The 20,621-nt window shown below is 62.8% G+C and carries 18 protein-coding genes; 4 read left to right on the top strand and 14 right to left on the bottom strand.

The features are described from left to right. Positions 1-59 precede the first annotated feature (59 nt). Positions 60-599, top strand: coding sequence for a TspO/MBR family protein (locus tag MKZ40_RS14285; protein ID WP_254627158.1), 540 nt, complete (start codon positions 60-62; stop codon positions 597-599). 182 nt (positions 600-781) lie between these two features. On the opposite strand, the gene MKZ40_RS14290 is transcribed toward MKZ40_RS14285, so the two are convergent. Genes MKZ40_RS14290 through MKZ40_RS14305 form a run of 4 tightly spaced genes read right to left on the bottom strand, consistent with a single transcriptional unit; the run spans position 782 to position 5,665 of the window. Then, positions 782-2,290, bottom strand: a complete 1,509-nt coding sequence (locus tag MKZ40_RS14290) for an ATP-binding cassette domain-containing protein (RefSeq protein WP_217485916.1) — start codon at positions 2,288-2,290, stop codon at positions 782-784. Next, on the bottom strand, positions 2,287-3,204 hold the full coding sequence (locus MKZ40_RS14295) for an ABC transporter permease subunit (protein WP_175090251.1): 918 nt from the start codon (positions 3,202-3,204) through the stop codon (positions 2,287-2,289). The genes MKZ40_RS14290 and MKZ40_RS14295 overlap by 4 nt, the downstream gene beginning before the upstream one ends. Next, entirely contained in the window at positions 3,201-4,127 is a 927-nt protein-coding gene (locus tag MKZ40_RS14300; RefSeq protein ID WP_175090252.1) for an ABC transporter permease, read from the bottom strand. The genes MKZ40_RS14295 and MKZ40_RS14300 overlap by 4 nt, the downstream gene beginning before the upstream one ends. Then, a complete protein-coding gene (locus tag MKZ40_RS14305) occupies positions 4,124-5,665 on the bottom strand; it encodes an ABC transporter substrate-binding protein (RefSeq protein WP_175090253.1) in 1,542 nt (513 codons plus the stop codon). The genes MKZ40_RS14300 and MKZ40_RS14305 overlap by 4 nt, the downstream gene beginning before the upstream one ends. 431 nt (positions 5,666-6,096) lie before the next feature. On the opposite strand from MKZ40_RS14305, the gene MKZ40_RS14310 reads away from it, so the two are divergent. Beyond that, a complete protein-coding gene (locus MKZ40_RS14310; RefSeq protein ID WP_175090254.1) occupies positions 6,097-6,660 on the top strand; it encodes a GNAT family N-acetyltransferase in 564 nt (187 codons plus the stop codon). Between the two features lie 93 nt (positions 6,661-6,753). On the opposite strand, the gene MKZ40_RS14315 is transcribed toward MKZ40_RS14310, so the two are convergent. Then, positions 6,754-7,596 (bottom strand): alpha/beta hydrolase, encoded by an 843-nt coding sequence (locus MKZ40_RS14315; RefSeq protein WP_254627159.1) that lies wholly within the window; start codon positions 7,594-7,596, stop codon positions 6,754-6,756. Between the two features lie 177 nt (positions 7,597-7,773). Here MKZ40_RS14315 and MKZ40_RS14320 point away from each other — a divergent pair, with 177 nt between their 5' ends. Next, on the top strand, positions 7,774-8,079 hold the full coding sequence (locus MKZ40_RS14320) for a hypothetical protein (protein ID WP_077376944.1): 306 nt from the start codon (positions 7,774-7,776) through the stop codon (positions 8,077-8,079). A 165-nt stretch (positions 8,080-8,244) separates the two neighbouring features. Here the strand turns inward: MKZ40_RS14320 and MKZ40_RS14325 are convergent, their stop codons facing one another. Then, positions 8,245-10,209: a bifunctional 2',3'-cyclic-nucleotide 2'-phosphodiesterase/3'-nucleotidase gene (locus MKZ40_RS14325; RefSeq protein WP_175090255.1), complete on the bottom strand. Its 1,965-nt coding sequence runs from the start codon at positions 10,207-10,209 to the stop codon at positions 8,245-8,247. 140 nt (positions 10,210-10,349) lie between these two features. Further along, positions 10,350-11,579 (bottom strand): MFS transporter, encoded by a 1,230-nt coding sequence (locus MKZ40_RS14330; RefSeq protein ID WP_175090256.1) that lies wholly within the window; start codon positions 11,577-11,579, stop codon positions 10,350-10,352. Positions 11,580-11,735: 156 nt separating this feature from the next. On the opposite strand from MKZ40_RS14330, the gene MKZ40_RS14335 reads away from it, so the two are divergent. Further along, positions 11,736-12,647, top strand: coding sequence for a helix-turn-helix transcriptional regulator (locus MKZ40_RS14335; protein ID WP_175090257.1), 912 nt, complete (start codon positions 11,736-11,738; stop codon positions 12,645-12,647). Between the two features lie 155 nt (positions 12,648-12,802). On the opposite strand, the gene MKZ40_RS14340 is transcribed toward MKZ40_RS14335, so the two are convergent. From MKZ40_RS14340 to MKZ40_RS14370, 7 genes are all read right to left on the bottom strand, one after another. Continuing rightward, complete coding sequence (locus tag MKZ40_RS14340) at positions 12,803-13,522, bottom strand: amino acid racemase (protein ID WP_136937933.1); 720 nt, start codon at positions 13,520-13,522, stop codon at positions 12,803-12,805. A gap of 112 nt (positions 13,523-13,634) precedes the next feature. Then, positions 13,635-14,915, bottom strand: coding sequence for a TRAP transporter large permease (locus tag MKZ40_RS14345; RefSeq protein ID WP_175090258.1), 1,281 nt, complete (start codon positions 14,913-14,915; stop codon positions 13,635-13,637). A gap of 4 nt (positions 14,916-14,919) precedes the next feature. Beyond that, positions 14,920-15,477: a TRAP transporter small permease gene (locus tag MKZ40_RS14350; RefSeq protein WP_175090259.1), complete on the bottom strand. Its 558-nt coding sequence runs from the start codon at positions 15,475-15,477 to the stop codon at positions 14,920-14,922. A 135-nt stretch (positions 15,478-15,612) separates the two neighbouring features. Then, a complete protein-coding gene (locus MKZ40_RS14355; protein WP_217485917.1) occupies positions 15,613-16,551 on the bottom strand; it encodes a TRAP transporter substrate-binding protein in 939 nt (312 codons plus the stop codon). Between the two features lie 168 nt (positions 16,552-16,719). After that, entirely contained in the window at positions 16,720-17,928 is a 1,209-nt protein-coding gene (locus MKZ40_RS14360; protein WP_175090261.1) for an aminotransferase class I/II-fold pyridoxal phosphate-dependent enzyme, read from the bottom strand. Between the two features lie 9 nt (positions 17,929-17,937). Beyond that, a complete protein-coding gene (gene hisD / locus MKZ40_RS14365) occupies positions 17,938-19,254 on the bottom strand; it encodes a histidinol dehydrogenase (RefSeq protein ID WP_175090262.1) in 1,317 nt (438 codons plus the stop codon). Positions 19,255-19,381: 127 nt separating this feature from the next. After that, entirely contained in the window at positions 19,382-20,395 is a 1,014-nt protein-coding gene (locus tag MKZ40_RS14370) for a D-cysteine desulfhydrase (protein ID WP_077376967.1), read from the bottom strand. Positions 20,396-20,621 lie beyond the last annotated feature (226 nt).

A 20,621-nucleotide genomic window follows, 5' to 3' on the forward strand; every position in this document is an offset into this window, starting at 1 on the left:
ACGCAGCGTGAGATATCGTGTCTTTCTCTATCACGCTTTTCGAGACAGGAGACCGCCAGATGACTTCGCCACGTTCCGCGTCTTCCTCACCCTCCGCTGCGCGCTCCACCGCCCAGATGGTGGTGTGGTTCGGGCTGAGCTTCCTTACTGCCGCCATCGGCGCGCTGGCCTCGGTGGATGCGAAGACCTTCTATGCAAGCCTCACCCAGCCGGCATGGGCCCCGCCGGCGGGTGCCTTCGGGCCGGTGTGGACGGCGCTGTTCGTGATGATGGCGCTCGCCGCCTGGCGTGTCGCGCGCGATGGATTGCATGCCAGAAATGGCTTCCGTCCGCGTCATCGACTGGCGCTCGGGCTGTTCGTGGTGCAGCTGATCGTCAACGGGCTGTGGAGCTGGTTGTTCTTCGCCTGGCACCTCGGACAGGCGGCGTTCATCGACGTACTGGTGCTGTGGGCGCTGATCGCCGTCACCCTGGTGGCGTTCTGGCGCATCAGTCGCCTGGCCGGGCTGTTGATGCTGCCCTATCTCGCGTGGGTGACGCTGGCCAGTGCGCTGACCTGGTCCGTCTGGCAAGCCAATCCCGCCCTGCTGGGCGGGTGAACCGTCAGCGACCGCCCTGACGGCAGATGAGCGGTCATCGCTCGGGCCCAACGCCAGAACATCCCCCGCAGACACCAAACGCCAACGCCCGGCCGAGACTCCTGCAGAGTCTCGGCTGGGCGTTGTCTTATGAAGCTTCGTCTTGCGGTTGCGATGATGCAGCGGTGCGGGCAGGTGAGCGATCAGAGCGCCTTCAAACGACCTTCCTCTACTACCAGCACGCGATCCGCGACCTTGCGCAGCAGTGCCGCATCATGACTGACCAGCACCAGCGCCGTGTCCTGCTCGCGCACCATCTTCACCATGCAGGCGATCACCTCCTGCTGGACCAGCGGGTCGAGGCGTGAGGTCGGCTCATCGGCGAACACGAAGCGCGGCTTGATCAGCATCAGACGCAACAGCGCGAAACGCTGCAGCTCGCCACCCGAGACCTGTCCCGGCAGACGCGAGAGCAATTCCGGCGCCAAGCTCAGTTGCGCCATCAGCTGCGGCAACTGGCTGTCATCGAGACGATGGCGTGCGCTGAGATCCTTCAGCAGGCGGCCCAGTGTCCGGCGTGGCGGGAAGGTCGCCACGGGGTCCTGATAGAGCTTCTGAAACTCAAGCATCTCGGCGCTGCGCACCACTTTCCCTGAATACGGAGCCAGCAGGCCGAGCAGCGCATCCCCCAGCGATGACTTGCCGCAGCCTGACGCACCCTGAATGCCGATGATCTCACCGCCCTTCACGCTGAGCTCCACGTCACGCAGCAACGAGGTGCCCCCGCGCGCGATGGTCAGACTCTCGGCACGGAGGATGGCCTCGCCTGCCGCCTTGCCATCACGGCTTGCACTGTCCGCTGCCGGCTTGAAGGCGGCCTCCGGCCAGGCCTGCGGCGCGGCATTCACCAGGCGCCGGGTATAGGCATGTGTCGGCGCGGCCAGCACGTCACGGGTCGCGCCCTGCTCGATCACTTCGCCCTTGCGTACCACCATCAGGCGGCCGCCGATCTGGTGCGCCAGCGCCATGTCATGGGTGATGACCATCAAGCCGGCACGCGGTGTCTCGGCCAGTGACTTGAGCAGCAGCTCGCCGATCTCGCTGACGCGGGCGGCGTCCAGCCCCTTGGTCGGCTCGTCGGCGATCAACAGCGGCGCGCCGCCGGCGCGGGCGGCCGCGAAGGCCACACGTTGCGCCATGCCACCGGACAGCTTACCCGGCAGCTGCTCGCCGGCGGCAGCGACACCAAGCTGCTCCAGATCACTGCGCGCGGCCGCATGAGAGGCCTGCGCCGAACGCCTCGCGACCAGACGATATGCCTCACTGACCTGACGAATCACCTTCATCAGCGGGTCCAGCGCCAGCCAGGGCTCCTGGGGCAGTACTGCCAGACGGCGACCCCAGAGCGGGCGACGATTCTCTGGCGTGTGCAGAGGATATTGCTCGCCGTCGAGCCACAGGCTGCCGGAGGCCACAAGCTCCTGAGGCAGCGTGCCCAGCAGGGCCTGAGCCAGCAGGCTCTTGCCGGAGCCTGTCTCGCCGATCACCACCAGCGGCTCTCCCGGCTTGAGCGCAAGCGAGACAGGCGCCAGCAGTGCCGTCTGCGCGCCGCGGACCCGCACGCTCACGTCCTCGGCGCTCAGCACCACATCATCCGTCGTTACCCCATGCCGCGCGTGAGAGGCAGGCGTGGTCATCGTCGCGACATTCATGGGCGCGCTCCTTCGAGGGTGTCAGCGGCGGTTGACGTTCTGGCCTTGCTGCCGGACATCAGCAACAGTCCCAGTAACAGCAGGAAGGTGACCAGCACCGGCGTCAGCAGCGCGAACGGCGCTTCACGCCAGTACGGCAACAGCTCGACCATCATGGTGCCCAGCTCCGGCGTGGGCTCTGGAATGCCGACGTGCACGAAGCCCAGCGCGGCAATCGCCATCAGGGCGTTGGCCATGCCGAAGGCCATCGCCGTCATCATCACGGGGGCCATTTCCGGCCACAGGTGATGACGAAAACGGTACCAGGCCCCGAAGCCCAGCAGACGGCTGGCCTCGACGCCGGGACTCGCCAGCACGCTGCGACCGGTGGCACGTGCCAGGCGGAAGAATTCCACCCACAGCACCAGCGACAGGCCCAGCCACAATGCCAGCGGCGTCGACGGCAGGATGACGCTGACCATCAGCACCAGCAGCAGCCCCGGCAATGCCAGCAGGCTATCTGCCACCAGGCTCAACAGGCGCTCGGCCCAGCCACCGCGTCCCGCGGCCAGCAGGCCCAGCGAGATACCCGAAAACGCCGCCAGAATCACCGCCCCCGCGGCAATGGAGAGCGACAGCCCGAGCGCCGCCACCAGGCGGTGATACAGGGAGCGCCCGAGATGGTCATAACCCAGCGGGGCGCTGGTGATCACCTCACCGGCGTCAGAGACACCGACGGCATCCGCGCCCTGCAGTGCACGATAGAGATGCTGCTCCAGCGGGTCTCCCGGTATCACCAGATTGCCCAACAAGGCCAGCAACACGAGGCTCGCGACAATCGCGGCCCCGATCACCCGGCGCAATGGCCAGTCAAGACGTGGACGACGCACGGCATCCACGCGCTGCGGCGCAGCCCCTTCCACCACCTGATTCATTTCACACCCCGTGGGTCCAGTTGGCGACCCAGCAGATCAACCAGCAGATTGACCAGGACAAAGCCGACGCCCAGCACCAGGGCGGTGCCCTGCACCATCGGCACATCGCGCGAGAAGATGGCGTGGACCAGCGCATGGCCGATGCCCGGCCAGCCGAAGATGCTCTCGATCACCACCACCCCTTCCACCAGGGTCACGAACTGCAGCCCCAGATAGGTCACCAGCGGCAAGGCCACATGGCGCAGGCCGTGACGCCAGAAGGTCTGGGCGTTGCTGAGGCCCTTCCAGCGTGCGAAATCATGGAAGGCCGTCTGGGTGATAGCAGCCATGGCATCGCGTGCCAGGCGTGCCGATACCGCTGCCAGCCCGAGCGCCAGCGTCATCGCCGGCAGGATGAAGTGCTGCGGCTCACCATGACCGGCGGCCGGCAGCAGCCCCATCTCCACGGAGATCAGCAGGATCAGCACCAGCGCCAGCAAAAACTGCGGTGTGGCACGCAGCAGACTGCAGACGGCCAGCAGGCTACGGTCCACCCAGCCACCGGCACGCAGACCGGCCAGCAGCCCCAGCGGCGGGCCGATCAACAGCGAGATGCCCAGCGCCGCGCCGGCGAGTGACAGGGAGTTGCCCAGCTGATGACGAATCTCCACCCACACCGATTCCCCGGAAATCAATGAAGTGCCCAGCTCCAGGCGCAGGATATCGCCCAGCCAGTAGAGGAAGTGCAAGCCGCCTTGTGCCTCGAGGCCCAGCTCGGCGCGCACCGAGGCCGCAGCGGCCGCATCCAGCGCGTCATAGCCATAGCGACCGGCCGCGATACGCCAGGCGGCATCGCCGGGCAGACTCTGCATCATCAGATAGCTGGCGCCGCCGACCATCAGCATCACCATCAATAGCTGCAACAGACGTGAAGGGAGATTCATGGTGCCCACCGCAATTCTGAAAGGCCGAAACTACGCTCCCAGGGGTCTACCTGAGCGCGTTGCAGTCGATGGGAGATCGCCAGGTTCTGGTAGTACCAAGCGATGGGGATCACGGGTAATGCCTGCTGGATCACGCCACTGGCCTGCGCTCGCGGGTCCTCACCTTCGGGCGTGGGGCCGTAGCCCTCGCGTGCCATGCGCTCAAGCTCTGCGGTGAAGTCCGCATCGAACCAGCCCATCGCGCCCCAGTCGCCACCGGGGGCTTCAGGCGTTCCCGCGTAATCGCTCAGCACGTTGCCGATGGGGTCCGGCACCATGGCCAGATTGCGCGCGAACAGCGCCATGTCGAGGCTGCCGTCATGATGACCGGCCGGAATCGCCGAGAAATTGGTGATATCGAGGCGCGTCTGGATGCCGATGGCGTGGAACTGACGCTCCAGCACCGTGGCGACCAGCGGTAGCTCCGGACGGTCCGAGAAGGTGATCAGGCTGATCGCGAGGCGCTGACCGTCCTTTTGACGAACGCCATCCTCGCCGACGGTCCAGCCAGCGGCGTCCAGCAATGCACGCGCTTCAAAGACATCCTGATGGAGCTCGGGCAGCGCGGGGTCATGCCAGCCTTCCACCATCGGCGGGAACAGCTGGCTGGCCCCGCGCGGATATCGCAGCACGACCTGCGCGATGGCGGTGCGATCGATCGCCAGGCTCAAGGCACGCCGCACATCAGGGTCCTGGAAGGCCGGATGATTGGCGTTGACCTTCAACAGCATCGTGCGCGGCGTCGCGGCCGCCGCCAGGGTCACGCGCGGCGACTGGGAGAGACGCTGACGACTGGCGGGGTCCAGCCCGTAGGTGAAGTCGGCATCTCCGCTCTCGGCGATCAATGCCCTGCCCTCGGCGCGACTGACCGCCTGATAGCGCGCCTGGCGCACCTCGGGCTGCTCGCCCCAGTAGTCCTCGAAGGCGGTGACTTCGAGGCTCAAGGGCGGCGTCATGCGCAGCATGCGATAAGGGCCGGTACCAATGACCTGCTGGGCAGTGCCTGACTCATCGAAGGACGCCGGTGCCAGAATCTGCTGGCGATAATCGGCCAGATAGGCGGGCAACGCGGCGAAGGGCTCGCTGAGGGCAATCACCAGCGTATGGTCATCTGCGGCGACGATCCGCTCGATTGGCACTGACTTCAAGATGCCCGGCTTGGCACGGGCGATCTCGAGACTCTGACGCGCGACTTCGGCATCCAGACGGCTGCCATCATGGAACTGCACGCCGGAGCGCAGCGTGAAGCGCCACTCCAGGCCGTCATCCGAGACCTTCCAATCGATCGCCAACCCCGGCTGAAGCTCTCCCGTGGCATCCACCTCGACCAATGTCTCGACGACCTGCATGCGCTGGAAAAGGATACCGCTGAGCAGCGGGTCCGCTCCCTTGATGTCAAAGGGCGCGACGATCTCCAGACGACGCGACGTCGCCTGCTCATCGCCCGAAGACTGAGCGGATGCCTTGACGGCCTGAGGCATGCCAAGACCGAGCACCATGAGCGTCATTCCCAGCCAGCACGTGATCTGCTCAGCCACGGGCCGGGAATGCCTTGCAGACCTGGAAGGATCAGCCGACACGGGAGCTGTCAGAGAGCGGAAAAGCGACTTGTACCATCGCCGTTCAGCGTCAGGAGGCCTGAGCCTGCTCAGAGGGTGGACCATCGTCATTGCGCATCCTGTCAAAAAGACATGTTCGCTGCCGTCAGACAGCGCGGGAAAAGCGCAATGTTATAGTATAACGAACTAGCTTTGGCAATCCCGAGCGGCATCTGGTACTGGACAGGCATTCACTTGTCAGGCTGTCCTGAAAACCTGAAGATAGTGCGCTTGAATTAGCACTCACTAACTGACTGGATGGTCGGCCTGCAGAAATTGCAACGTGACGGATGCTACTCCCTGACATAACTCTCAAAAGAATCGGAAGGATCATGGATGATCTCAGCATTTCCCCCATCTACGACACACCTGCCAACCGCTACCTGAATGCAGCGGCGCACCGGCTGAGTTGTGGCAACATGCTCGCGACCTACAAGCGTCATGGTTTCCATTGGGATGCAGAGCAATTCGAGGAAAAATGGCAGGAAAACAAGAACTTCGCCGTGCGCCTCAATGGCGAATGGATCGGCTTCATCAGCCTCAAGTCGCTGAACGACATGGTGTATCTGCGTGACCTGCAGCTGGTGGCCCAGTGGCAGGGACGCGGTATCGGCTCCACCTGTCTGAGCTGGTTGATCGATTGCCTCAGCAAGCGTCAGCCCCACGACACCCTCCTGCGGCTTCGGGCCTTCTCCGACAGCCCGGCCATCGCCCTGTATGAACGCCATGGGTTCGTGAGACTCGAGGAGCCCTTCACCCCGACGCGCGCGGGAGGCATCATCGCCATGCAGCGCAAGGTCAAGACGGGGGCCAGGGCCATGACAACCAGTGAGATGTCTTCGCCCCCTCTTCGCCATGACGCCATGGCAGAAAGCTCGGCAGCGTCTCTGCAATGACAAAAAAACCGCCCGGTCTCATGACCGGGCGGTTTTGTTTGCTCTCTGGGATGGCGCCCGTCACCCCGCTTGGGCATCGGGGCTGGCCATCTCTCAGCGCGCCAGGAAATCCAGGATATAGCGCACGGTTTCTTCGGGCTTCTCGTCAGTGACCCAGTGACCGGCGTCCTTCACCCAGATCAGCTCGGCACCCGGGATGGCATCTGTGAGCATCGGGGCGTAATCCGGCTTCTGGAAGTTGTCCTTGTCGCCCCACAGCACCAGAGTCTTGATCTCGATATTCTTGAGCTCACCGGCGATGGCCTGGGTGTACTCCTTGTTGAGACGACGCATGTTGCGGAAGAAGGCTGCCTTGCCTTGCTCGCTGTTCCACTGGGACACGTAGCGCTCGACCATCTCTTCGGTCGCCACCGCCGGATCATGCACACCACTGGGCATGAAGCCGCGCATGGTGCTGATGAATTCCTCGACGCTGGTCGCTTCCTCGACGCCCGGCTCCAGCAGCTGCTTGAACTCCGGAATCGGCCAGGAATCGAAGCACACGCTGTCGATCAGCACCTGGCGACGAACGCGCTCGGGGTGGTTGACCGCCATCAGCTGACCGATACCCCCACCGATATCATGCGAGACGACATCCGCACTCGCCACACCCAGCGCATCCATCAGCTTGATGAAGATGCGTGTCTGGGCATTGATGGAAACATCAGCACCCACCGGCATGTCCGACTCGCCATAGTTGAGCATGTCCGGTGCGATGACCCGGTAATGTCTGGCCAATTCCGGCATCACATCGCGCCACATCAGCTTGTTGGTCGGAATGCCGTGAATCAACAACAGCGGCTGACCTTCCCCCATTTCCTTGTAGGCAATGCGGTGACCTTCGATCATCGCATAACGGGTTTCCAGGGCTTCCATTGTCACGTTGTCGTGGCTCATTGCTGACCTCCTTGCTTGCTCGATTCTCAATCACGGCCTCGGCGATCTCGATTGCCGAGCCTTGTGCGCCGTGAATGTGGAGCCACCGTACGTATTCTTGAGCAATCACTCAACCTCTTTTTTGATCAATCACTCAAAATACGTTTCAATAGCCGCAATCTTCAAAGGGAAAGCCCAATGGCCCGTGTCATCAACCGTAGTCTGCTCGATCTTCGCCGCCTGACCATCAATCTGGTGACCTACCCCGAGGGCCACAGCGTGATGCGCCATAACGACCCGATGGGTAGCGGCAGCTACTACAAGCTCAATATCGTGCTCAAGAAACCCCGCCAGGGCGGTGTCTTCGAGACCGATGGCAGCATTTTTTGCCTCACAGACCGCGTGGTGTTCTTCCGCCCCGACCTTCACGAACACAGCGTCAGCCGCATCGAGCGCGGCAAACGTGTGCTGCTGAGCATCGCCTTGCACGCGCCTTGGCGGTGATCCGCAGTGAGACTGCGCTCGAGAGTATTGAAGTGAAAGCGGATAGTAAAACAGATGGCGGGTAGCGCCTGGCGACAAAAAACGCCAGTCAGCAATCGCTGACTGGCGTTTTTTCCCACCTGAATCCAGGCCAATAACTACGTGCTCAACAATGAGCTGCCTCGGCTATCGCATCCGGTCCAGCCCGACGCGATAGCGGGCAAAGCCCATCTCGTCCTGATCTACCAGCGTCATCGGATAGACCGCCTGGGCATCGATGAACTGCTGCGCATCCTCGCCGGGGGCGGTGGTGAAGCGAATGTCCAGCGGGGTGTCCGTGTCGATCGCGGCCAGACGCCAGTTGTGATCCGCCGCAGGGTCCACCGCGCCCTGCTGCTGCGTCTGTCGCGAGATGTACTGGGCCAGAATGCTGCGATTCTCGTCCGGTGACGCGAAGGCGACATGCGACTCTCCGGTGCCGGGGAAGTCCTCGCCGTAGGCGCGATAGTTGTTGGTCGCGAGCAGGAAGACATCGTCGTCCTTGACCGGCTCGCCCTCGTAGGCAAGCCCCTGGATACGGTGGGTATCGGAGTCGATCAGCGCGCAATTGCCGTCATAACGCGCCGGCTGCGTGACATCCACCTGATACTCGACGCCGTCGATCACATCGAAGTTGTAGCTGCGGAAACCTTCCCAGTTGATCAGGGGCTGGGGCGTGGCGAGATTCGGGTCAATGCGATGGAACTGCCCGGCACTGCACTCTAGCCATTCCCGCACTTCCTTGCCGGTAACCTTGAGCGCCACCAGCGTATTCGGATAGAGATAGAGGTCGGCGGCATTGCGGAAGCTCAGCTCGCCGGCCTCCATCTCGGTGAACTGGGTCGGGTCATTGTGACGGCCACCGACCTTGAACGGCGCGGCTGCCGAGAGAATCGGCAAACCTTCCAGGTCCGGGTCGCCTTCGACGAAGCGTTTGACGTAATCAGCCTGGGCACGATTGACGATCTGGATCGTCGGGTCGTCCTGCACCAGCGCCAGATAGCTCTTCATCGCCGCACTGGCGCGACCGATGCTGCGGTTGACGTACTCCCGCGTGGCGCCGTGCTCATGCTCGACCAACGCCGCCAGTTCGGCATCTTCCCCCACCTGCGCCTCGCCACCCACCTGAATCGGGCGTGCCTCTGTCTGGCCACTTACCACCCGCCACTGGCCCGAGTCATTGCTCAGTTCGAGATCCATCACGCCCACATGGCTGCCCCAATGCCCCGGCATCATCGCCGGCACCCCATTGAGGGTGCCCTTGGCGATATCGGCCCCCGGCACCTCAGCAAATTCCTCGCTGGGGAAGACCGCATGGGCATGCCCGAAGGCGATGCCATCGATGCCTTCCACCTGCGAAAGGTAATACACCGAATTCTCGGCCATCACCCGGTAAGGGTCAGTCGAGATGCCGGAGTGTGGGATGGCGATCACCACATCCGCGCCCGCCCGGCGCATCTCGGGTACCCAGCGCCTGGCGCTCTCGGTGATGTCCTCGGCCGTCAGGCGGCCCTTGAGGTGCTTGCGATCCCAGGTCATCACCTGCGGCGGCGCAAAGCCGATATAGCCGACCTTCACTGTCTGAGCGTTGCCCTCACTGTCGGTGAAGGCATGGGGGGTGATCTGATAAGGCGTGAAGTACGGCTCGCCGGTCGTGGCGTCCAGCAGATTGGCGTTCACATAGGGGAACTGCGCGCCGGAAAGCGCCCGTTCGAGATACTCGAGCCCGTAATTGAACTCATGATTGCCGATGTTGCCGACATCGTAATCCAGCTGATTCATGACCTTGTAGGCCGGGAAGACATCACCCTCCTCGAGACCTTCCGCCGCCATGTAATCGCCCATCGGGCTGCCCTGAATGAGATCTCCGTTGTCCAGCAGCACGCTGTTGACCACCTCGGAACGCGCCTGCTGGATCAGGCTCGCCGCCCGCACCAGGCCGATGCGCACGCTGGGACGATCCTTGTAATAGTCGTAATCCATCACGTTGGCGTGGATGTCGGTGGTCTCGATCACGCGCAGTGACAGCGTCGCGGCATTGGCTGGCTGAGCGATCATCACGATACCCCCAATGCTGGCCAGACCGAGGATGGCTGCCCGCAGGCGACGCATTGCACACGGACGCCGAGTATTCCCCGCAGCCTCTTTGGTACCAGAGGCCGGCTGACCTTTCCTTCCGGATGATGCATTCGCCATCTCTCACTTCCTTGTCATGGGGGGATGTTCCTGTAGCCCTTCAGGGCAACGCTCCATTATTCAGATGCCGACGCCTCAGGCAACTGGCGGTCCCTGCCCGCCAGCCAGCCGATCCCCGCCATCAGCACACTGAGGGAGGCACACACCATCAATGCCAGCTGCCAGTCACCCTGCCGATCGTAGAGCGCCCCGATCAACGGCGGCCCCATGGCCGCGAGCAGATAGCCCAGGGTCTGCGCCATGCTCGACAGCGACGCCGATTGCATGGCATCGCGCGCTCTGAGCCCCATGAACGACAGGGCGAGAATGAAGCTGGCACCGGAGCCCGCGCCCAGCAACAGCACCCACACCAGCGCCCACCCCGGCATCAGCCACAGCCCGATGAACCCTGCCAGCGACATGCAGGGCGTCGCGAAGGCGATCAGGCGTTGATCCTTCAGGCGCGGCATCAGAGGCACCAGAATCAGCCCCGGCAAGGCTGAGGCCAACTGCAGCAGGCCATGCAACGATCCCGCCTTTTCCGGGGAAAAGCCGTTGTCCGCCAGCATGCTCGGCAGCCAGCTGTTGACGGTATAGAACAGCAGCGAATTGATCCCCATGAACAGCGTCACCTGCCAGGCCAGTGGCGAGCGCCACACGGCTGCCTGACGCACCGGACCCGCGGCACCCTTCTCGACTTCCTTCGCCGCCGGCAGGGAGCGATGTGACAACTGTGGCCACCACATCACCATCGTCATCAATGGCAGGATGACCACGATGAGCATCGCGAATTGCCAGCCATCCGGACTGTCCTGCGCCAGCGGCACCATCACCGCCGAGGCGATGGCGGCCATGATGCCCATGGTCAGCACATAGCAGGAGGTCAGCAGCGCGATGTGTCGGGGAAAGCTGCGTTTGACCAGACTGGGCAACAGCACATTGCCCACCGCGATGCCCGCCCCGATCATGGCGATCCCCACATAGAGCGCCAGCGTGTTGCCCTGCACCCGCAGCACGATGCCGGCGGCGATCGCCAGCAAGGCAAGGAATACACTGCGCTCAAGCCCCACATGACGTGCGAGACGGGGTACCCAGGGGGACACCACGACGAACGCCAACAGCGGCAGAATCATCAGCAACCCTGCCGCCGTGGCATTGAAGCCCAGCGCCGCCTGCAGCCGCTCAAGCAACGGTGCGATACTGGTAAAGGGCGCACGCAGATTCATGGCAATCATCAGGATGCCGGCGATCAACACGGCAGGATGGCTCAATCGCCGAACAGGAGAAGAGTGGCAGAGTTCAGTCATGAGACGCTCGCAGCGAACTTGGAACGGACAGATAGCGGGACGACACATCAGAGGTGAATTCCCGCGCAGATTAACGATAGCGTAATCGCCAATATCGCTGCAGAATTGAGCCATCATGACATCAGATACCTGAAATCGGACAATCTGCGAGCCGACATGCCAGCCACCTCCTCTAGGACCTCCGCGACGCCGATTTCCCTTGCCACGCGAGACGCAACCTCATCGTCGGGAGTCGCCAGCGGTCACTCCTCCGTGCCCTTCTCCAGCAGCGTCTGCGAACATGACCCGGACATCTACGAGATTCCGGCCAGCGCCCTGCATGTGGATACCGGACAACAGGTGATGGAAGTCCCGATCCACCAGCATCGCAAGGGACAGCTGGTCATCGCCCTGCATGGCGTCGTGACCAGCCGCGTGCCGGAAGGGCTGTGGATGGTGCCGCCGCACAGCGGCGTCTGGATTCCCGGCAACCTGCCCCACAGCAACCACCTGACCCGTGGCGGCCGCGTGTGCCACCTGTTCATCGAGCCCGGAGCGCTTGAGATGCCGAGCCACAGCTGTACGCTGTCGATCTCGCCCCTGTTGCGTGAGCTGGTGCTGCGTCTGGCGGAGCTGCCCCAGCCATATCCTGAACAGGGGCCGACAGCGCGGCTGGTCGATGTCCTGCTGGAAGAACTGGCCTGCATGCCCAGCGAACGTCTGCATCTGCCCTTGCCTGAAGACCCGCGGCTGACCCGCATCAGCGATGCCCTGATCAAGACACCGGATGATCGGCGCACCCTGGCCGAGTGGGCGAGCGAACTGGCGATGAGCGAACGCACCCTCGCCCGGCTTATCCAGCGTGACACCGGCCTGAGCTTCAGCCGCTGGCGCCAGCAACTCCACCTGGTGGTGGGGATCCGCCTGCTGGCCGAGGGCATGAGCGTGCAGCGCGTCTCGGAAGACGTCGGTTATCAGTCCGTCAACGCCTTCATCAGCATGTTCAAGAAGCTGCTCGGCACCACGCCTGCACGCTACCTGCAGGAGCGCGAGCAGCGCCGCTCGGGCAGTGATATTGGCGACGCGTGACTACGCCCCCCATGGGCGAAGACCCCGCGCATCGCCATGACGATGCCGCGGGGTCTTTGCATGACGCTACCTGAGCGTGGCGCCACTTGAGCGTGGGCAAGCGCTTGGAAACGCTCTCTACCAAATGAGGACACAGCCACCGCTGTGCTCGACGCTTACTGGGTGGCAGCCTGCGCGACACTCACGGCCAGCGCTTCGACGGAATCCACGATCGGCAGCCGGTCATCCAGGAGATGGCTGATGAGGGAGAGCTCCGTGCAGGCCAGTACCAGCACATCCGCTTCCTGCGCCACCAGGTCAGCGGCTGCCTGACGGAAGGCCCCCCCGACGGCGTCATCACTCACCTGTCCTTTCTTGACGCTGCGAATCACCTCCAGCATCGCGTCCTCATCCTGGGGATAGGCCAGCGATAGACCACGCGCCGCGATGAAGCCTTCGTAAAGACCTATCTTGCGCAGCGCCGGCGAACACAGCATGCCGACACGTGCGCCCGGCCACTGCGCCGCCACCCGGTCCAAAGTGCGCTCGACGATATGCCACACCGGAATCGAGACGGCGTCCTGAGCATCCTGCCAGTAGTAGTGGGCGGTATTGCAGGGCATGACCAGAAAATCACATCCTGACTGCTCCAGTCGCTGGGCCATTTCCGCGATGGCAGGCCCCGGAGAGACATCGCACCCTTCCAGCAGAGCCTTGATGCGCGACGGCACCTTGGGATTGTTGTCGACCATCATGTGCACATGATCGATGTCATCCTCGGCCGGCGTGGCCTGGATCACCTGCTGCATGAAGGCCACCGTGGCATCCGGCCCCATGCCGCCCAACACGCCCACGACAATATGTTCTGCGCCCGAGGCGTCATGCGAGCTTCTCATTGGTCGTTCTCCGACAAAACTCTCACTGAAGGTCAAGGCTCGAGAGGATAGCGACGTGGCCGGCATCCTCTCGAGGAACTGTGATGACGAGCAACTGCCATCCGCTGCGCCGCTAGAAGCCCATCATGTCCGGCAGCCACATCGTCAGCTGCGGCACGAAGGCCAGCAGCAAGGCGATCAGCACCATGGTGCCGACCAGCGGCAGCGCACGCACCGAGATCTTCTCGATGGACACGTTGGCGATGCTGGAACTGATGAACATGTTTTCGCCCAGCGGCGGGGTCGAGAAGCCGATCCCCAGGCTGACCACCAGCACGATCCCGAAGTGCACCGGGTCGACGCCCAGCTCCACCATCACCGGCAGCAGCACCGGCGTGACGATCATGATGGTCGCCAGGATCTCGATGAACATGCCGACGATCAACAGGAAGGCGATCACCAGAATCCACACCAGCCACAGGCTGTCGGTGATGTTGAGGATGCCCTGGGCGATCATGGCCGGAATGTGATGCTCCACCAGGATGCGACCGAAGGCGGTGGCGGTGAACATGATGATCAGCACGCGACCGGTCAGCCAGGTCGTGTTCTGGAAGGCTTCATTCAAGCCCAACAACGAGGACTCCTTGTGAATGAAGACGCCGACGAACAGCGCATAGAAGATCGAGACGACGGCGGCTTCGGTCGGCGTGAAGAGACCGCTGTAGATGCCGCCGAGGATGACCACCGGTGCCATCAGTGACCAGAAGCCTTCCTTGAGCACCTTGAAGACACGTGCCTTGTCGTACGGCTCGCCCTGGGCCTGATAGCCGTTGCGCTTGGCGGTGATGTAGTTGGCGATCATCAGGGCCGCCCCTAGCATGATGCCCGGGATGACCCCCGCCATGAACAGCGCCGAGATCGACTCGTTGGCGGTCACCCCGTAGATGACCAACGGCATGCTGGGAGGAATCACGACGCCCAGTCCGCCAGCGGTGGCGGTGATCGCCGCCGGATAGCTGCGGCCGTAGCCACGTTCGATCATCGCCGGAATCACCAGCATGCCCACGGCCGCCGTGGTCGCCGGCCCCGAGCCGGAAATGGCGCCGAAGAACATGCAGGCCATCACTGCCGCCGCCCCCAGACCACCTGCGGCCGGCCCAGCCAGCTCTTCGGCGATACGAATCAGACGCCGCGCGATGCCGGCGTCGCCCATCAGGGCACCCGCCAGAATGAAGGACGGCAGTGCCATCAGCGGAAAGGAGTTGATCGACGAGAATGCCAGCTCCACCAGCGAGGTGATGTCATCACCACTGACGACATAGACCGCCATGGACGCCACCCCAAGGGCAACGACGATGGGGGAGCCCAGAAACAGCAGTGCACCAAACAGAGAGAACAGAATAGTCGCGGCCATGGTATCAGCCTCCCATCTTGGCGGTGCGAGTGACGTCGGTGGAATCTGGGGTCGATTCCGTGATGCGCTTCACTTCCTCGTCGTCCACGTTACCGGGCTCGATGCCTCTGACCAGCTTGAGGAACTGCACCTGCAATACGCGAAAGGCCATCAAGGTGAAGGCCACTGGGAAGATGTAATAGACGTAGGCGAGCGACCAGCCGAGCGCCGGTGACTCATAGGGGAACTCGGTGAGAAGTCCGATCAGATCCAGGCTCTTGTAGGCGATGGTCAGGCTGAAGAGTGCCCAGATGATGTCGACGAACAGCAGGATGGCGTTGGCCACCTTGCGCGGCAGCAGATTGATGTGGGTCTGCAGCCGATTGTGGGCACTCAGGTGAGCCGCATGTGCAGCCCCCAGGAAAACGAACCAGACGAAGGCGTAGCGTGCCAGCTCTTCCATCCATGCCATGCCGATACCGAACACGACACGTAATACCACTTGAGAAAACAGCAGGAGTACGAAGACCGCCAGCAGGAAACGGCAGGCGTAATCCTCGATATTGTTCAATCTGGCCAACATGCGAGCCTCCTTCACGATGAACTATGAGAGGGATACCCGCACTGGGGGGTATCCCTGCTCGAGAGCATTGAACGCAGCAGGGGTCGCTCAGGCATCATTCACGCTGACGCCGCGAGCGCCCCCGCCCACTCGGGCTCAGTAGCCCAATGCTTTCTGCAATTCATCGAAGGATTCCTTGCCGCCGATCTCTTCATAGAACTGCGGCCAGACCTTTTCCTTGGCGATGCTGACCCACTTGTCCTCGTCGGTCAGCTGAGCGGACTGCACCCCTTCCGCTTCCATGCCAGCACGCGCTTGAGAGGCCTCGGTCAGCTGGAATTGAAGCGCATAGAGCTGGGCTTCCAGGCCAGCGCGATCGATGATCTCGCGCTCCTCGTCAGAGAGCTTGTTGTAGGTACGCACCCCCATGACGATGGGCTGCAGGGAGTACTGATAGTGAACCTCGGTCAGATACTTCTGCACTTCCTGGAATTTCATCGTGTAATTGACGATATCCGGGTTGTCCTGACCATCGATCACGCCCTGCTGCAGACCGGTGAAGACTTCCGGCCACGACATGCTGATCGGGCTGGCACCCCAGGCCTGATAGGTGGCGAGCATGATCTTGTTCTGCGGCACACGGATCTTCAGGCCCTCAAGGTCTTCCAATGATGTCACCGGACGCTTGGAGTTGGTCAGATAACGGAAGTTGGAATACAGCCAGCTGACGATGTGGACGCCGGCCTGTTTCTCGGCGATCTGGTTCCATTCATCCGCCAGCGGGCCGGTGGTGGCCTTAACGGCATCCGCATGGCTACGCAATGCATAGGGCATGGTGAGCGCGCCGAGGCGCGGCGCATAGGGCGTCAGGTTGCCGACGCCGATCAGCGCGAAGTCCAGCTTGCCGATACGCGTGTCCTGGATCATGCCGGTCTCGGAGCCCAGCTGACCGCCCGGGAACAACTCCACCTGCATCTCGCCATCGGAGAGTTGCTCGACCAGTTCCTCGAAGCGCTGTGCAAGTGCGCCCTGATCCGAATCCATCGGATCGCCCATGCCGACCTTGAAGGTCTTGGCCTGAGCGGTCGCTGACATCACCAACATCACTGCGGTTGCCAAGAGAGCTTTATTGAACATTGTTATTACTCCACTGGTTGCGGGTCCACATGCCCTGTCACCAGGACATGCGGATTGAAGATCATGTGGCTTTCAAAGCGTTATCGTTATGGGTTCACCACTGTCATATGCTGCCGCCAGGCACAGTCACGCGACGGTCAAGACTGGTCGTGCGCTGTGCAGAGCGTCCTGAATCAGGTCCGCGATCACCTCACAGTCCTGGACGTCGAAGGTCAGCGGAAGGCGCAGATCACACAGTGTCGCCAGCACCCGGTCGGCATTGGGCACCGCACGATGGCTGCCCAGATAGGCCCAGCTGTCGTAGCGACTGGTGTAATCCTCAGGCAGCGACTTGCCGTACCATTTCACCGGTAGCCCACGCGCTTCACAGCCTGCGATGAAGGCGGCGATCTGCTCGTGGGTGCACTGCGCCAGCGTGAACTGGATGGAGCTTCCAACGTAGCCTTCCAGCGGGCCACGCAGGATGGGCGTGACGCCCTCCATGGCCGTGAGCCGGTCCTGCATGCGGCCATAGAGGGCATTCCAGCGCTCGCGACGCTCAGCCAGCTCTCCCAGTTGCGGACGCAGGATGGCGGCACGCAGATTGTCCATGCGACCACTCATGTTGGGGGTCTGCAGGCGCGTCTCAGCGAAGCTCTCCGCTGCCGGCGCCGCCAGGTGACGGTCGTACAACATGTAGGAGCCTGAGAGAATGATGGCGCGTCGCATCACCTCATCATCGGCGGTCGCCAGGAGGCCACCCTCACCGGAATTGACGTGCTTGTAGGTCTGGGTGCTGTAGCAGCCGACCTTGCCGAAAGTGCCGCTGGGCTTGCCGTCGTAACTGGCGCCCATGGTATGCGCGCAATCCTCGATCACCGTGATGCCGCGGCTGTCGCAGATCTGCATGATCGCGTGCATGTCGCCGATATGCCCGCGCATGTGCGAGAGCATGAAGAAGCGGGCCCCGCTCTGATCGGCCGCACGCGCCAGATCCTCCGGATCGACGGTGGTGTCCTCGAGGATGTCCACCAGCACCGGCTCGCCACCGGCGGCGACGATGCTGCCGGGCACCGGGGACAGGGTGAAGGCGTTGCACAGCACCTTGTCACCGGCCTCGAGTCCACAGGCGCGCAGCGCCAGCTGCAGGGCATAGCCGCCGGAGGCACAGGCCAGCGCATGGGGAATGCCCAGACTCGCCGCGAATTCCTGTTCTAGCAGCGCCGTTTCGCCCTGCTCGCCTTCCGCCAGGTTGTAGCGATGCAGGCGACCACTGCGCATCACGGCGACGGCAGCCTCGATGGCGGTGTCGGAGATGGCTTCCTGCTGGGTGAATGACTTGGCAAAACGACGCATGTGGCCTCCTCAGTAACGCTTCTGGGCATAGACGGGGAAGTCCCAATCCTGCTCGGGGAAGTATTTGGTGAGGCGCCAGTCACAGGCACGCGCATGGCCTTCCATCCCTTCGGTGCGCGAGATGCGCGAACCGATGGCACTGAACTTGAGGTTGGCTTCGGCACTGAGCTGCTGGGTAGTCAGTACCTTCATGAACTTGTGGACATTCAGGCCTCCGGAGTAGCGACCGGCCCGCTTGGTCGGCAGGATATGGTTGGTGCCGGAACACTTGTCACCGTGGGTGACTGTGCTGCCTTCGCCCAGGAACAGAGAGCCGTAGTTGCCGAGATTCTGCTTCCACCACTCCAGGTCCTCACACAGCACCTGCAGGTGTTCGCAGGCGTACTGATCACTGATCTGGACCACTTCTTCGCGGGTGTCGCACAGGATGACTTCACCGTAGTCGCGCCATGCGGCATGGATGACCTCGGCGTTGGGCATGTCGTTGCCGACCAGCGGCACCAGCTCGATGACGCGGCGCGCGATCTCTTCACTGGTGGTAAACAGCCAGACCGGCGAGTTCGGGCCGTGCTCCGCCTGGGAGACGAGATCCACCGCGATGGTCATCGGGTCTGCCGTGTGATCGGCGATCACCGCCGATTCGGTGGGGCCGGCGAAGACGTCGATACCGACCTGCCCGAACAACAGGCGCTTGGCTTCGGCAACGAAGGCATTGCCCGGACCGACGAGGATGTCGGCTTCGCGCCCGCCGAACAGGCCGAAGGCCATGCTGGCGACAGCGTGAACGCCGCCCATCTCCAGGATGCGGTCGGCTCCGGCCACATGCATGGCGTAGGCCACCGCCGGATTGATGCTGTCACCGCGCGGCGGCGAACAGGCCGTGATGTGCTTGACGCCGGCGGCCTTGGCCGTGGCGACACTCATCAGCGCCGAGGCGGCATGCGCGTAGCGTCCACCCGGCACGTAGCAACCCGCGGCATCGATGGGCAGCACGCGCTGACCCAGCACGACACCCGGCTCGGTCTCGATCTCGAAGGACGTCAGGCTGTCGCGCTGCGCTTCGGCGAAACGACGGATCTGGCGATGGGCGAAATCGATATCGTCCTTGACGCTCTGCGGCACGCTCTCGATCAGCGTGGCCAGCTTTTCTTCACTGAGGACGAAATCGCCGCTCCAGTTGTCGAACTTCTCGGCATACATGCGCACGGCATCTTCACCACGCGAGCGAATGTCCTGCAGCATGTCCTGGACGATGGCCGTGGTGCGCTGATCTTCCTCTGCCACGCCGTCAGCTGCTTCAGCCAGCTTGAGGTGTCTGATTGTCATTGTGATTCCCCGAAAACTGCTGTGATCATCACGCTCCCTTGCCACCCGGGCCGGGAGCGTGTCGTTACGGGATGCGTCAGTCACGCCGTGACCTTCAGGCGGGACGCATCACTGGCCGCAAACGCTATCAGGCCTGGTAATCCGCGAAGTTGAAGGCATCGGGGTAGCCGAACAGGGCCACGGCACCACCGGTGTGCAGGAAGACCACGTTCTCGCCTTCCTTGAAATGCCCCTTGCGCACCAGATCGATCAGACCGGCCATGCCCTTGCCGGAGTAGACCGGGTCCAGCAGGATGCCTTCCTGCTGGGCCAGCAGCGTGACGGCCTCGACCATGCTTTCGGTCGGAATGCCGTAGCCTTCACCGACGTAATCGCAGTTGGCGACGACATCTTCACGCTTGACCACATCCGACAGGCCCAGCTTGGCTTCGGTCTTCTGCGCCAGCGCGAAGACATTGCCTTCCTGCTTGTCCTTCGGTGCCCGCACACCGATGCCGAGTACCGGAATGCCGGAGTTGCAGGCGGTCAGGCCCGTCACCAGTCCCGCCTGGGTGCCGGCGCTGCCGGTGGCGTGAACGAGGTGATCGATCTTGAGGCCCATGTCGTTGGCCTGGGACAGCAGCTCGAGGGCGGCATTCACGTAACCGAGTGCGCCGATCTCGTTGGAGCCACCCCCCGGGATGATGTAGGGCTTCTTGCCCTTGCCGATCAGCTTGTCGGCCAGCGCTTCCATCTCGGCGGCCATGTCGGCACCACCGGCACGCTTGGCAACCGTCGCGCCATGCAGCTGGTCGAGGAAGACGTTGCCGTTGTAGTTGTAGCTGCGGTCGTCGCTGCCGGTACGGTCTTCCAGCAGGATGTGGCACTCAAGGCCCAGCTTGCAGGCAGCGGCAGCGGTCTGACGCGCGTGGTTGGACTGGGTTGCGCCCTGGGTGATGATGGTATCGGCGCCCTGCTCCAGCGCATCCGCCATCAGAAATTCCAGCTTGCGGGTCTTGTTGCCGCCAGTGGAAAGCCCGGTGCAGTCATCACGCTTGATCCAGAGACGCGGCCCACCCAACAGCTTGCTCAGGTTGTCCATCGGCTCCAGCGGAGTCGAGAGGTGACCAAGGCGAACACGGGGAAAACGGGACAGATGCATACGAGCCTCCAGGCGAGTCATTGTTGTCATAGGGATTACTCTCATAACGACGTTCGTCGAATGTGTGACATCACTCCGGCACGCCGCCGAGCGGTCTTCTCAACAGTAAGCCGCGATTCTCGCCAGTCCCAATGCCATGTTTCTCAAAGTTTGTTACTTTTCTGCATGACCAGTGGCTTCCTCTGATCCGACTCAGATATCCAGAAGATCGACATGTCCGCAACGC

This window comes from Cobetia sp. BMC6, from assembly GCF_029991385.1.
Classification (GTDB): Bacteria; Pseudomonadota; Gammaproteobacteria; order Pseudomonadales; family Halomonadaceae; genus Cobetia.